This is a genomic window from Lentzea sp. NPDC102401 (genome assembly GCF_044765805.1).
Lineage (GTDB): Bacteria > Actinomycetota > Actinomycetes > Mycobacteriales > Pseudonocardiaceae > Lentzea > Lentzea sokolovensis.
In genome coordinates this window covers 263,249-276,443 of the sequence record NZ_JBIWKS010000007.1, presented here as the reverse complement: position 1 = coordinate 276,443, position 13,195 = coordinate 263,249, and the positions used below count along the sequence as shown (strand labels likewise).

11 protein-coding genes and 1 pseudogene are annotated in these 13,195 nt (G+C 70.0%); 4 read left to right on the top strand and 8 right to left on the bottom strand.

The window, feature by feature from the left end; all coding sequences use genetic code 11:
• Window positions 1–44: 44 nt before the first annotated feature.
• Window positions 45–575 carry a hypothetical protein gene (locus tag ACIRG5_RS25575; RefSeq protein WP_402908747.1) on the top strand — a complete coding sequence of 177 codons (531 nt, stop codon included), beginning with the start codon at window positions 45–47 and terminating at the stop codon, window positions 573–575.
• 746 nt (window positions 576–1,321) lie between these two features.
• Here the strand turns inward: ACIRG5_RS25575 and ACIRG5_RS25570 are convergent.
• Window positions 1,322–1,525, bottom strand: a pseudogene (locus ACIRG5_RS25570) (transposase); the annotation flags it as partial.
• 380 nt (window positions 1,526–1,905) lie between these two features.
• Here ACIRG5_RS25570 and mycP point away from each other — a divergent pair.
• From mycP to ACIRG5_RS25555, 3 genes are all read left to right on the top strand, one after another.
• Window positions 1,906–3,387 (top strand): type VII secretion-associated serine protease mycosin, encoded by a 1,482-nt coding sequence (mycP, locus tag ACIRG5_RS25565; protein ID WP_402908745.1) that lies wholly within the window; start codon window positions 1,906–1,908, stop codon window positions 3,385–3,387.
• A 644-nt stretch (window positions 3,388–4,031) separates the two neighbouring features.
• Complete coding sequence (locus tag ACIRG5_RS25560) at window positions 4,032–4,763, top strand: methyltransferase domain-containing protein (protein ID WP_402908743.1); 732 nt, start codon at window positions 4,032–4,034, stop codon at window positions 4,761–4,763.
• 45 nt (window positions 4,764–4,808) lie between these two features.
• Window positions 4,809–6,881, top strand: coding sequence for a PhoX family protein (locus tag ACIRG5_RS25555; RefSeq protein WP_402908741.1), 2,073 nt, complete (start codon window positions 4,809–4,811; stop codon window positions 6,879–6,881).
• 42 nt (window positions 6,882–6,923) lie between these two features.
• Here ACIRG5_RS25555 and ACIRG5_RS25550 read toward each other — a convergent pair whose 3' ends face one another.
• The 7 genes from ACIRG5_RS25550 to ACIRG5_RS25520 form a co-directional block, all read right to left on the bottom strand.
• Window positions 6,924–7,460, bottom strand: a complete 537-nt coding sequence (locus ACIRG5_RS25550; protein WP_402908739.1) for a GrpB family protein — start codon at window positions 7,458–7,460, stop codon at window positions 6,924–6,926.
• A 71-nt stretch (window positions 7,461–7,531) separates the two neighbouring features.
• Window positions 7,532–8,335 (bottom strand): ABC transporter permease, encoded by an 804-nt coding sequence (locus ACIRG5_RS25545; RefSeq protein ID WP_402908737.1) that lies wholly within the window; start codon window positions 8,333–8,335, stop codon window positions 7,532–7,534.
• Window positions 8,336–8,345: 10 nt separating this feature from the next.
• Entirely contained in the window at window positions 8,346–9,113 is a 768-nt protein-coding gene (locus tag ACIRG5_RS25540) for an ABC transporter permease (protein WP_402908735.1), read from the bottom strand.
• Window positions 9,110–10,060 (bottom strand): ABC transporter ATP-binding protein, encoded by a 951-nt coding sequence (locus ACIRG5_RS25535; RefSeq protein ID WP_402908733.1) that lies wholly within the window; start codon window positions 10,058–10,060, stop codon window positions 9,110–9,112. Before ACIRG5_RS25535 ends, ACIRG5_RS25540 begins: the two co-directional genes overlap by 4 nt.
• Window positions 10,057–11,133 (bottom strand): hypothetical protein, encoded by a 1,077-nt coding sequence (locus tag ACIRG5_RS25530; RefSeq protein WP_402908731.1) that lies wholly within the window; start codon window positions 11,131–11,133, stop codon window positions 10,057–10,059. Before ACIRG5_RS25530 ends, ACIRG5_RS25535 begins: the two co-directional genes overlap by 4 nt.
• Complete coding sequence (locus ACIRG5_RS25525; RefSeq protein WP_402908729.1) at window positions 11,130–11,918, bottom strand: hypothetical protein; 789 nt, start codon at window positions 11,916–11,918, stop codon at window positions 11,130–11,132. The genes ACIRG5_RS25530 and ACIRG5_RS25525 overlap by 4 nt, the downstream gene beginning before the upstream one ends.
• Window positions 11,915–13,105, bottom strand: coding sequence for a M16 family metallopeptidase (locus ACIRG5_RS25520; protein WP_402908727.1), 1,191 nt, complete (start codon window positions 13,103–13,105; stop codon window positions 11,915–11,917). The genes ACIRG5_RS25525 and ACIRG5_RS25520 overlap by 4 nt, the downstream gene beginning before the upstream one ends.
• Window positions 13,106–13,195: the final 90 nt, after the last annotated feature.

The following is a 13,195-nucleotide window of genomic DNA, read 5'->3' as shown; positions in this document are numbered from 1 at the left end:
GCCGGCCCCGAGCATTCGCCCCGTCATCACCAGGAAGGTTCATCGTGCCGGAACTGCTCGGACAAGCCGAACTGATCACCGTGCCCAGCTATCGGCTGCTCACCGTGCGGGACCAGGACAACGACGCCGGCCTGGGTGCGGACGAGGCGATCACGCAGGCCCAGGCCTCCAACGCCGCATCAACCGGTTTCGAACTCGTCATCAGCTGCGCACAGGACCTGTTGCCCGTATCGGCGACGCTGGAAGCATGGTCGGCACACCCCGTCGAGTCCAGCGATCCTGTCTGGTCGGCACCTCAGACCTTCGAACTCGAGTGCCCGAGCGGCCTGCTCGAGCTCAGCTCCCCCACAGGCGATGCCCTTGGCACAGAACTCCCCACGGGACCCGGCCTCTACGCGGTCGAGGTCGCCCACCACGGACGCGAACAAGCACTCGCCGCACGCCAGGAAGTCCTGGAACACGAAGACATCATCGGCCGACAACAAGCGCTCACAGACGCCCGACCCGGCGGATTCGAAAAATACCGAATTCGCATGTGGCTTGTCGGCACCTTGCCCAACGACGAAGACGAGTAAGAAACTGATCGGCGCTTTCTCGCACCGCGTCCTCGGCACCGGAGCAAACGCAGGACTGGGAACGCGCTTCGTCCTCCAGGCGGTCAGCGACGAACAACGCCCACACCGGTGACCTGGGTGTCGAGTACGTGCTCCGCGGCAGCATCACCTCCGCCGTCGGCAACGCGGGGGCAACGACCTGTCGCTCGACCACGCCGGCGTTCGTCAGGCGAAGGCGAACCCTGCCGACGAGTCCGGCGACACTCGCGCCGGAAAGTCCACTTCGGACTCTTCTCGTCGCGGTCGCGCCGGAAGAGATGGGAGGGCGTTCCACAGGTGAGGCAATCCGGTCAGCGGGCGGCGTCGACGTAGTGGCGCGAAAGCCGGAAACGCACCGAGCACGCGGAGTTCGAAGCACATCTGGGCAGCGCCAAGCCTGCGCGGACGAAGTGGTGGACCGCGGCAGGTGGTCGTAGAGCGTGATGACTTATCCCGCCGTCCAGGCCGCCACGAGCCGCGCCACATCTGCAGCTCGTCATCGTGGGAGATCTGATGAGCAGGCAGCGCAGCTGTGCTGGGCAGTCGCGACGAGATGCTTTTCTTCGCAGACTGCCTGCACACCTTGCCGCTCGACCGCACCCACCGACTGTGGCTCGTGGGCGAGTCTGCTGCGCGCGACAAGGGACACTCCGGGAACCGCACACACAGCGCGGTTCCCGGAGTCGCGGTACTGCTTTCCCTGGAGATGTCACGCGGGCAGCAGCACCCAGGCGCCTCTGCCGCTTGGCCACGATCTTCGGTTCGAAACTGGCGTCGCGGTCACGCGGCACGTCGATCTCGACCTCGAGCGCGGACTCCAGCACCCGCTTGGTCAGCCGCTGCAGCACCCCACCCTCACCGGTCAGCTTCAGCCCGCTGGCCTTCGCCCTGCTCAGCAGCTGCGCGACGAGCTGTTCATCCAAGCCGTCCATACCGGTTGCAGGCTTGGAACCCTCGGCGTTTGGTCATCGCCGCGGGGCGGTCGCAGTAGCGCTGCGGACACGCTGGTCAAGAACGGTGCCATCCGGCAGAGATCAGAGCTGACCGCGGCGGTACTCCGTAGGTGAGACACCGAGTTCACGCATGAACGCGCGGCGCATCCCGTCCTGCGTCCCACATCCGCACCGACGTGCGATCCTCAGCACGCTTTCTCTGACGAGGTGCGGCGCGTAGCCGCCTCGCTCCGCGGAACCGCCTACCTGAAGCCGGTTTCAGGTAGGGACGCCCCGATTTTTGCGGCTCCAGGCTTTCCGTGGTGGACTTCGGTCATCACCGATCGGGGGGTCGGTGGGTGAAGACCGGGGGGTCACAGATGAAGATCGTTACCACGGGGTTCCGCCATGCCACGGCGACGGCGATCACCGCATTGTTGCTGCTGACGGGAGCGGTTCCAGCGGCTTCCGCACCACCGCCGTCATCCGCGGTCCAGCCGAACTCGGTGCCGCCGGCGCTACCGCCCGGCACCCAGCCGCCGTGGGACACGGGCGGGCCGGACGTGCCGTACACACCCACCGGCAAGGGCTGCGTCGAGTCCGACACCAAGAACGAACTGATCGAGTACATGCCGTGGGGCCAGGTCCACCTGAACCTCCAGCAGGCACACCGGTTCGCGACCGGCAAGGGCGTCAAGATCGCGATCATCGACACGGGTGTAGACCCGCGCAACCCTCGCTTCGGCGGGCGGGTCGTGCCCAGCGGTGAGTACGTCAGCGGGAACAGCAACGGCGCGGACGACTGCGACGGCCACGGCACCGAGGTGGCCGGCGTCGCCGCGGCGGCCAGGACCGAGGGCGACTTCGTCGGCGCCGCACCGGAAGCGACGATCCTCGCGATCCGCCAGACCAGCGACCGCTTCGAGTTCAAGGGTGACGCCACCAGGGACAAGCGGACGTCCGCCGGCAAGGTCTCGACGCTGGCACAGGCCGTCGTGCGCGCCGCGGACCAGGGCGCCGGGGTCGTCAACATCTCCCTGACGAACTGCGGCGCCCCCAAGGACTTCAGCGCGGACGACCGGGCGCTGCAGGCCGCGATCCGGTACGCGGTCGACGTCAAGAACACCGTGATCGTGACGGCGGCCGGCAACCTCGACAGCAAAGCCGGCTGTCCACTGCAGAACAACAACCTGGACCCGGCGACCGTCAACTCGGTCTCGTCGCCCGCGTGGTTCGCCGACGACGTGCTGTCGGTGGCGTCGATGGCGCGCTCCGGTGAGGTGTCGGGCTTCAGCGTCTGGGGCCCCTGGGTCAGCATCGCCGCACCTGGTGAGGAGATCATCTCCGTCGACCCCAAGGGCACCGGCCTGACCAACGCGAACGTGAAGGCCGACGGCGTGGGAAAGATCCAGGGGACGAGTTTCGCCGCCCCGTACGTCGCGGGTATCACCGCGCTGGTGCGCGAGCGGTTTCCAGACCTCAAGGCGCGCCAGGTGATGGACCGGCTCAAGGCCACCGCGCTGCATCCCGGCAACACGTCCGGCAGGGACCACCGGATCGGCTTCGGCATGGTGAACCCGGTGGCCGCCCTGACCGCAGTGCTGCCCTCCGAGTCCACGGGTTTCTCCAGTCCGCCGCCCAGGGACCTGGTCACGACCGTCACCGCGCCGCCGGACCGCGACTGGCCGCCGATCATCGTGGCCCTGAGCGGCATCAGCATCGGGTTCGGGCTGCTGATGCTGACGTTGCTCGTCCTCAACTCGATCAACCGCGGACGTCGTGCCGAACTCGGAGGACAAGTCGACCCACGCCGAATCCCAGCCACCCCGAAGACCCGCGGGGTGCCACCTTCGCCGACGTGAATCTGCGCGGGGTCGCTTATCTCGATCCGGCCACCGGAGCACACCGGTCCGAGCGTCCACCGCGACCTGGGCATGCGGTAGACCTGGTGAGCCCACGACTTCATCTGCGACACGTCAGTCTCACTCGACGGCTACGTCACCGGCCCGAACGCCAGCCGCGAGAACCTGTTCGGCGACGGAGCCGGCGGCCGACAAGTGGGTCGGTCTGCACGGCGCCAGGGTGATGCAGATGCCACACTCCCGCCGTCAACCACCTGCGGTACCGGGTCATCAACCAGCAGATTGTCACGATCAACTCTTGGGGTAGCGGTGGCGACGTTTGACGCGTGCGCCGTCGACTTGCCCGGTTTGGCGCGACAACCGCAAGCGCGGAGCTACGCGGTCATCTCCCCTCGACGTGCCCAGCTTCGCCGCCCAGCCCGGCGTCGACGAGAAACCCACATCGGTAGCGCGTGCTGCCGTCGTCAAGGCCGGTTCCGCCGCACGGAAATCCGGCGCCGTCCGCCGCGGTCCTCGCTTCCGCCGGTCTACAAAGACGGTGTCCGGAGAACACACCCACCTGTCGCCGTTCGCGCTGACGGGCTCCGGCGCGCACCGATACCGAAGTCGTCGTTCGACTTCAGCGATCACCGGGAGGTACGACAATGGTTCGCAATCGCGGGCTCGACAAGGGACAGCTGTACCTCGGTGATCTCCGCAGGCTCGTGTCCGGGGTGATCGAGCGCAGGGGCCGGGCGCGCGTGCTGGAGGCGGGGTGCGGGCACGGGGTCGCGATGCTCGACCTCGCGGAGGAGTTCGGCTCGGCGCTCGAGATCACGGGCTTCAACCTGACCGTCGTGGACGGTGACGAGGAGCGGCTGCGCGCGCTCGCCTCCGGGCGGGGAATCGACCACCTGCCGCGGATCGTGTTCTGCGACGCGTCGAAGCCACTGCCGTTCGACGACGGGTCGTTCGACGTCGTCTACAGCATGGCCTCGCTGTACCTCTATGACGACAAGCTGGCGTTTCTCGCTGAGTGCAACAGGATCCTCGCGGAGGACGGCGTGGCGAGGGTCAACCCGTCCCTGCACTTCCTCAACACCGAACTGCCGGAGCACCGGTACAACCACAGCTGGGAGATCTGGCGGGACGGCGAGCTCCTGCCTCTGCCCGACTACCTCGACGGAGTAGACGGCGTGGAGTTCCACGGCCCACGGCACGGGGAAGGCGTCGACCGGTCGTACATCGAGCTGCACAAGCGTGACTCGCTCGACTTCGGGGCACGGCTGATCTCGTCGATCGACACGAACTTCCTCTGGCACGAATGGGGCGGGGTGCTCAGCATCTACTCCACCCAGCAGAGCTTCGTGCCCCGGTACAAGCGCGCCACCGGGTGATCGGGCCCGGTCTTCGTTTCCACCACGCGACTTCGGAGGTTTCGCATGTCCTCACCCATCGGCCGGGGCCGCCGGATGCTGCCCCTGGTCCCGGTCGGCCATCCGCTCGGGCGGCAGGCTCTCACCTGCAAGTTCCGCTGCGGGGACGCCTGCTCGCACGAAGCGCCGAACACCTCGGGCAACCCGTACTTCGGCGACGTCGTGCACCAGGTCGCGAGCCGCCGAGGTGTGCTGAAGGCCGGTGCGGTCGTCGCGGCCGCCGGCGCGTTCGCGTTCTCCGGCACGGCCGCCGCCGCACCGCGCATAACGGGGCCCGGCGCGGACCCGGCCGGCCTGCGCTTCGAACCGGTGGGGCCCAACACACTCGACGAGATCGTCGTGCCGGAGGGGTTCCGTCAGGACATCGTGATCCGGTGGGGCGACCCGGTGCTCGACGGCGCGCCGGAGTTCGACTTCGCCGCCCAGACGCCGCAGGCGCAGGCCATGCAGTTCGGCTACAACAACGACTACTGCGGCCTGGTCCCGGTGCCGGGCGCCTGGGACCGCTGGCTCATGGTGAGCAACCACGAGTACACGACCGAGTCCTCGATGTTCCTTGACTGGTCGGAGAAGAGCGGCGGCACGAGACTCCAGGCGGAGATCGGCTGGGCCGCGCACGGGCTGTCGGTCGTGCAGGTCGAACTCGACCGCACCACCGGCGGACTCGTCGTGTCGCGGGACCGGAAGCGCTACAACCGCCGCATCACGCTCACCACGCCGTTCGAGGTGCGCGGACCGGCTGCGGGCTCGAAGTACCTGAGGACCAACGCCGACCCGTCGGGCAGGAGGGTGCTCGGCACGCAGAACAACTGCTCGGGCGGCGTGACGCCGTGGGGCACGATCCTGTCCGGCGAGGAGGCCCTGCAGCTGTGTTTCGCGAACGCCGACCAGGTCACCGACGAGACGACCAGGACTCGGCTCGCGCGCTACGGCTTCGCCCCCGGCCCCACGACCCGCAGGTGGGAGGACCACGACGACCGGTTCGACCTCGGCAAGGAACCCAACGAGGCCAACAGGTTCGGCTGGATCGTCGAGATCGACCCGCTCGACCCGTCATCGACGCCGGTCAAGCACACCGGGCTCGGCCGCATCAAGCACGAGGGCGCGAACGTCATCGTCGCCAAGGACGGCCGGGTGGCCGCGTACATGGGTGACGACGAGCGTTTCGAGTACATCTACAAGTTCGTCTCCGACGGGCACTACCTCCCCGGCGACTCGAAGCGGGCGCGTGAGCACAACAAGCGTCTGCTCGACTCCGGCACCCTCTACGTCGGCAGGTTCACCGGCAACAGCCCCGCCGCCGAGATCGACGGCACGGGAAAGCTGCCGAGTGACGGCGAGTTCGACGGCACCGGCGAGTGGCTCCCCCTGGCACACAACGACAGGTCGTTCGTCCCGGGCTTCACCGCGGAGGAGGTCTACGTCTTCACCCGGCTGGCCGCCGACGCGGCGGGCGCCACGAAGATGGACCGCCCCGAGGACGTCGAGCCCTCACTTCGCAACCGCCGCGTGTACGCCGCGCTCGCCAACAACACCCGCCGGGGCGTGACTCCCGGCAAGGAAGGCGCCACGGAAGTAGCGCCACGTCACAACAACCGGCACGGCCATGTCCTGGAGATCGAGGAACGGCGATCCGACAACACCGCGACGACGTTCACCTGGCGGCTCATGCTGGTCTGCGGTGATCCGAACGCACCGGACACCTACTTCGCCGGGTACGACAAGTCGCAGGTCAGCCCGATCTCCTGCCCGGACAACGTCACGTTCGACTCACTCGGCAATCTGTGGATCACCAGTGACGGCAACGGATTGCGGTCCAACGACGGCTTGTTCGCGGTGCCGGTCGAGGGCGAGCACCGCGGCCACGTGAAACAGTTCCTCACCGTGCCCGCGGGCGGGGAACCGTGCGGGCCGGTCGTCACCGACGACTTCGTCCTCGTGTCCGTCCAGCATCCCGGCGAGATCGACGGGTCGACGGCGGCCAACCCGTTCTCACACTGGCCGGACGGCGGCTCGTCGCAGCCTCGACCGGCCGTCGCCGTGGTGTGGCGCGAGGACCGCGGCCGGATCTGCGGCTGAGCGGACGACGAGGTGAGAGGCCCGGCCACGCTGGCCGGGCCTTCACGCGTCACTGGGGCCGGGTTCCCAGCCGATCCGTTGCGCCCAGGCGTCCGCGCGGGCGACGAGCGTCCAGACGAACGGCTGTTTCTCCTCGGCGTACCGCTGCGGCGCGTCGGCGCACCGATCGGCGACCTCGCGTTTCACGGTCTCGTACTCACGCGCGGACGCGTCGTCCTCGCGCAGGAAGTCCCGCATCAGCAACGGAAGCTGTTCGGAGAAGCTGCCGGCCTTGCGCACGTGCACGTGGACCCGCGGCGCGCCCACCGGTTCCCGGAAGTAGCGCTTCGTCAGCTCGGGGTTGTCCGCCCGGAACCGCAGTCCCAGCCGTTCCAGCGGATCTCGGTAGAGCGCGAGCGGGTCGAACGAGGCCACCGACACCTGCACGTCCAGGTAGGGCTTCGCGGCCAGACCGGGCACGGCGGTGGAGCCGATGTGGTCGATGCGCACCGCCACCGGGCCGAGCGCTATGCGCAGCGCGCCGCCCTGCCGGGTGAACCACTCCCGCCAGCCGGGGTCGTGGTCAACGATCTCGATCATCAGGTCAGCCTGCCAGGACGTCGTCCCGCGACCGGTGCGGCACGCGGGACGACATCGTGACCCGCAGGGGATCAGACCGTGAAGTCGAAGGAGTCGTTGCGTCGCGCACGCTCTTCGAGCACCGCGAACGCGACCAGCGCGGCGACGAGCCATCCCGCGCCGCACAGGACGGCGAGACCGGCCTGACCGAGCACCGTCGCGGCGGGAGCACCGGCGTCGACCGCGCGAACGGCCGCGAGCGTGTGCGTCAGCGGCAGCGCCTGGGCCACCGCGCGCACCCAGCCCGGCCAGTACCCGACCGGCACCACCACCCCGCAGATCGCCATCATCAGCAGGTACGCCGAGTTCGACACGATGTTGCGCGCCCCGGCCGCGGTCAGCACGAACGGCGACAGGAACAGTCCCACGGCATAGGTCGACACCGTCGTGAGCAGCACGAGCCCGACCAGTGCGGGAACCTGCGCCACCGTCCAGTGCACACCGAAGAAGGGCGACAGCACGAACAACGACACCAGCGCGGTGAGCGACCCGCTGATCGGCCACTGGAGGCTGCGGCCGAAGAACACCCAGCCCATGCGCGCGGGCGCCGCGCTCAGCAACGGCAGAGTGCCCTCCGCGCGTTCCCATGAGCTCGACGCGACGACGCTCATGGTCTCGACGACGCAGACCATGATCGCGTTGCCGATCACCAGGTAGCGGATCCGCGCCGGGTCGTCGAGCAGCACGCCGATGAAGGCGCAGAACGTCACCTGGGCGAGCATGCGGCCGAGCCAGCCGAACCCCCAGGTCCACCAGGTGTACGTGGCGCGGAAATCGGCCCAGGCGTTGGCCGCGCTGTACCGGATCACGCCGAACGTGTGGGCGACAGAGGTCATCCGGGCCTCCTCAGGACCGAGCCAGCGTTCCGGTGAACCGGACCCTGCGCAGGATCCGGCCGATCATCACGACGCCGACGGCGCACCCGGCCGCCCCCAGGCCGGCGATGGCGCCGAGCCGTGGCACCAGGTCGGTCACCGGCTGGGGCGCCAGCGCCGCGCGCAGCAGGTCCGCGCTCCACGACAGGAACACGAGCCGGCTGAGCGGTTGCAGCCACTCCGGCAGGTAGCTGACCGGCACGAGGACCCCGCCGAGGAGGTAGATGGGATACGTCAGCGTGTTCTGCAGCGTGCGCGCGGTCGGCACCAGGACGTGCAAACCCGCCATGGCGCTCGCCGTGCCCGCCATCGCCAGTGCCGACACCAGCAGGCAGGACACCAGCGCCACCGGGTGTTCGATCACGATCACGGTGTCGAACAACAGCAACGCGACCACCCACGACTCGGCGAAGCTGAGCAGGCTGATCATCGTGACCGTGGTGATCCTCGCGATCACGACCACGGCGAACGAGGCCGGCGTGGCGACCATCGCCTCCAGCGTTCCGCGCGAGCGTTCCCGTCTGATCAGGTCGCCCGCGGTCAGGAGCGCGAGCGACCACAGCGACATCAGCACCGGGGCCAGCACCGCGTACGGCGCGAGGTCGGAGCGGTCCGCGTGGTCGCTGATCGCGAGGAACACCACGGTGTAGAGCGGCGCGACGACGAGCACGTGCACGGTGTCCGGCGCCCGGCTCGCGAGCACGGCCTGGAACCGGGCGACACTCCAGAACAGTCTCATTTGGACACCAGCATCCCGCGGTCGCCGATCACGTGGAGGTAGACCTCCTCCAGGCTGGGCCGCACGGTGCGCACGCTCGTCACCCCGGCGCCGACCAGACAGGTCAGCACCTCCCGGGTGCCTTCGGCGGACGTGGTGTCGACCTCGACCCGGTCGGGGGCGAAGGAGCGGACCGAGGCCACGCCCGGCAGGGGCCGGATGCGCGCGACCACGTCCGCCGGCACCCCGTCCGCCTCGATCCGTTCCACTGTGGACAGACTGACGGCCAGGCGTTGTGGCGTGTCGGTCGCGAGCAGCGTGCCGTTGTCGATGAGCGTGACCTGGTCGCAGACCGCCTCGGCCTCCGCCATGTCGTGCGTCGTCAGCAGGATGGTCCTGCCCTCCGTCCGCAGTTCCCCGATCAGCACGCGGAAGTCGCGCGCCGCCACCGGATCCATGCCGGAGGTCGGCTCGTCGAGGATCAGCACGCCGGGATCGCTCACCAGGCCGCGGGCGAGGTGCAGGCGCTGCTTCATCCCGCGGGAGAAGTCGTCGACGCGATCGTTCGCCCGGTCGGTGAGACCGACGCGGTCGAGCAGTTCGTCCACCCGGCGGGCGAGCGCGCGGCCGTGCAACCCGTAGAGCGCGCCCCACAACCGGAGGTTCTGCTTCGGGTCGAGCCGCCCGTACAGGCCGCGGTCGCCGCCGAAGACGACGCCGATCAGCCGTTTGACGGCGAGGGTGTCCCGTGCCACGTCGTGGCCGAGCACGCGCACCTCACCGGCGCTCGGCAGCAGTACGGTGGAGAGGATCTTGCATAGCGTGGTCTTGCCGGCCCCGTTGGGACCGAGCAGGCCGCGCACCTCGCCCGTGCCGATGGCCAGGTCGACCGAGCCGAGTGCGACGACCTCTCCGCCACGTCCCTCGAACACCCTGCGCAGAGCCTGAGTCTCGACGGCGACGTTCACCGCTCCTCCTCGTCCAGCGCGTCCAGTTCCCGCAACGCCGCCTCGTGGTCCTGCGGGGACACGACCTCGGTCGCCACCATCAGGAAGTCGCCCACGGGCGTGCGGAGCAGGTGCAGGCCGTCCGCGCGATGCAGGTGACTCACCGGCCAGTCCCGCCGCGCCTCACGCAGGGGCAGGCCGTACACCGGCAGTCCTGCCGCGAGCCGGGCGTCGACGACCGGGAGCACGTCGGGCGTCGCCGCGGACCGCCGCCGTTCCTCGGTCGCGGCGGGCTCGCGCAGCGCCTCGACGCCCTGCGCGAGCCCGGGCGAGTCGTGGACGGCGAGCGCCGCCGTCAGCAGCTCCAGCAGTTCCGGGGCGCGCTGGTACTCGGCGGCGGTGGCCGCGATCTCGGCGGGCCCCGGCGGGTGGTGGTCGAACATCAACAGCGTGTCCAGGACGTCCCTGACGCCGAACTCGCGCTGGAAGCGCTCCTCCGCCAGGCACACCAGTGCCGCCAGCGCTCCGTCGTCCGGCAACGTCGTCCTGGGCCTCACCCGGAGGTAGTCGCCGACGAGCGCGAGCGTGCTGATCTCGGCACGGAAGTCCCGGTCCAGCAGCGGGTCCTCCGACTCCCACGACAGGCCGAGCACCAGGTGCGCCCGGCCGTCGAGGCAGAGCACCGAGACGTCGGCCGACGTGATCTCGGCACGGTCGCCCACCACGCGCGCGGCCTTCCACAGCGAGACCTCGTCCGGCACGAGCAGGTCGACGTCGTTGCCGGCGCGGACCAGGCCGGGCGGATAGAAGCGGGCGATGGAGGATCCCTTGAGCATCCGCGCCGGCGTGACGGCGCTGATCGCCTCGTGCAGCGACGCGTACCGGGCGGCGCGGGAACGGGCACGGCGCAGTTCGTCGGTGCTCCCGGTCCCGATCGGCGTCTTGCCGCGCGCGGCGACCGAGATCACGGTCTGTGTGAGCGGTGGCGACGCGGACCGGGCCGCGCGCACCACAGCGCGATCGGACTCGTGCTCGCCGACACCGAGCAGGTCGCGCATCAACCCCAGGTCGAGGCGGTCCACGAACGGCGTCATGACGACTCCCCCAGCGGTGCGTGCCAGAACCGGTGGGACGGCCTCCAGCCGAGCCTCGCCAGCGAGGCGAGGACGCGGTCGGCCTTGCCGGTCGAGACGTCGTGCACCACGTTGCCGTACAACGGCAGTCCCAGCGCCGTCGCGTGGTCGGCCGCCGCACGGCTCAGGGCGGTCGTGGCCTGACGGACGTCCACGACGGATTCGACGAGGCTGTCGACCAGCTCGACGAAGTCCTCGCCGGTCACCTCGTCCCGCGCCTCGCACAGCAGCGTGACGTGACCGGCGGGCACGTCCCCGTTCCAGACCAGCAGCGACACCCGATCCGGCTGGGACAGCAGGTTCTCGGCGACCGCGCGGGCGTCGGCGACGGGCTGAGCGGTCTCCCGGCACGCCGCCTCGAAGGCGGTCATCAGCCAGTCGCGGATCAGCCCGTCGTGGCGGGCATCCGCCCTCGTCACGTCGAGGGCACCGGCGGGGTGGGCGTCGACGTCCAGCCGGATGTAGGTGATCTGCCTGCGCCACGGCTCGGGCAGGACGACCTCGGGGGCCAGGCGCAGCAGCGCGGCCGTCGCGCCGGGGTGCAGGCGGGCGAGCTCGGAGGTGAAGGCCGCCAGGAGATCAGCGTCCTCGGTCAGTGCCTGCTCGCAGTGCTCGACCAGCACCTGCCTGCGGCCCGTCAGCGGGTCGGTGTAGGCATCGGCCACATAGGACAGTCCGCGGAAGTCGCCCAGCAGGCCGGACTCCCCGGCCCAGGCGAGGTAGCCGGAGACGACGGGGGCGCTCATGACGCCTCCGGGCGCACGCTGACGCGCAGACCGGCCGCCACCCGTGCGGCGGCGGCGCGGACGTCGTCCGTGGTGACCGCGGCCAGGCACGCGAGCTCGTCCCGCACCGACCAGGCGACGGTGCCCGCGTATCCGCGCGCGCCGATGAGGTTCGCGTACTCCAGCGGCACCTCGGCGTCGCACACCAGGCTCATCGTGGCCTGCCTGCGTGCCGCGTCGAGGTCGTCCGGCGACGGCCCCTCACTCGCGAGGCCGTCGAGCAGCTCACGTACGACCTCGAGGAGCCTGCCCGCGTTACCGGGATCGACGCCCGCGAGCAGGCGCCAGAGACCGGTGTCGCTGTAGCCGCGGTTCCAGGCCTGGAACGAGTACGCCAGCCCCTCCTCGCCGCGCAGCGCCCGGTAGAGCAGGGACGACGGGCTGGACCCCAGCAGCTTCGCGAGCACCGTGAAGGCGGGCTGGTCCGGATGACCCGCCGGAGGTGACGGCGCGCCCACGCAGACCCAGCACAGGCTTTCGCCCGCGGGCCAGACCGGAGGGGCCGTCTGACGGACGGGGACCGGTGCCGTGCGGGCCGCCAGACGGGTGCCCGGTGGCTCGCTGGGTGCCCCGATGAGCGGCTTGGGCACGCGTGGTCCCACGACGACGAGCGTCATCGGGGCGGAGAGGAAGGACTCCGCGTGTTCGCGGCGCACGTCCTCAACGGTCACGGCGCCGAGCTCCGCGGGAACGCCGCCCACGGGGCGGCCGAGTTCGTGGCCCGCGAACAGCTCCGCGGCGAAGCCGTCCTGCACGGCGTCGGCGGGGTCGGCCGCACCGGTCGCGAGCTCCTGGAGGACGACGGCCCGTTCCGCGTCGAGGTGGCCGGCGCCGATGTCCGGGGTCAGCACGGCCGTCAGCAGCAGCTCGGCGATCTCGTCGGCGTCGTCGGCGTGGACCTGCGCGTAGAACTGCATGAGCTCCGGGCCGGTCAGGGCGTTGGCGTGGCCGCCGAGCCGTTCGACGTGCTCGCAGAACGAGGGCACGCCGCCTGCCGGCACCGACATCAACAGGTGTTCGAGCAAATGGGCGACACCGCCGAGACCGGGCGGGTCGTTGCGGGCCCCGTAACCGACCGTCAGGCTCAGACTGGTGGTCTGGAGCCTTTCGTCGACCACGGCGACCACCGGCACACGGGGAGCCTCCACCGGGCTCCGTCCGGATACAACCATGGAAATCCCGCCTTCGTCGGAAGTGTGCTTCATCGGCGCCGCCGCGGAAAGGGAGTTCCCTTTCCG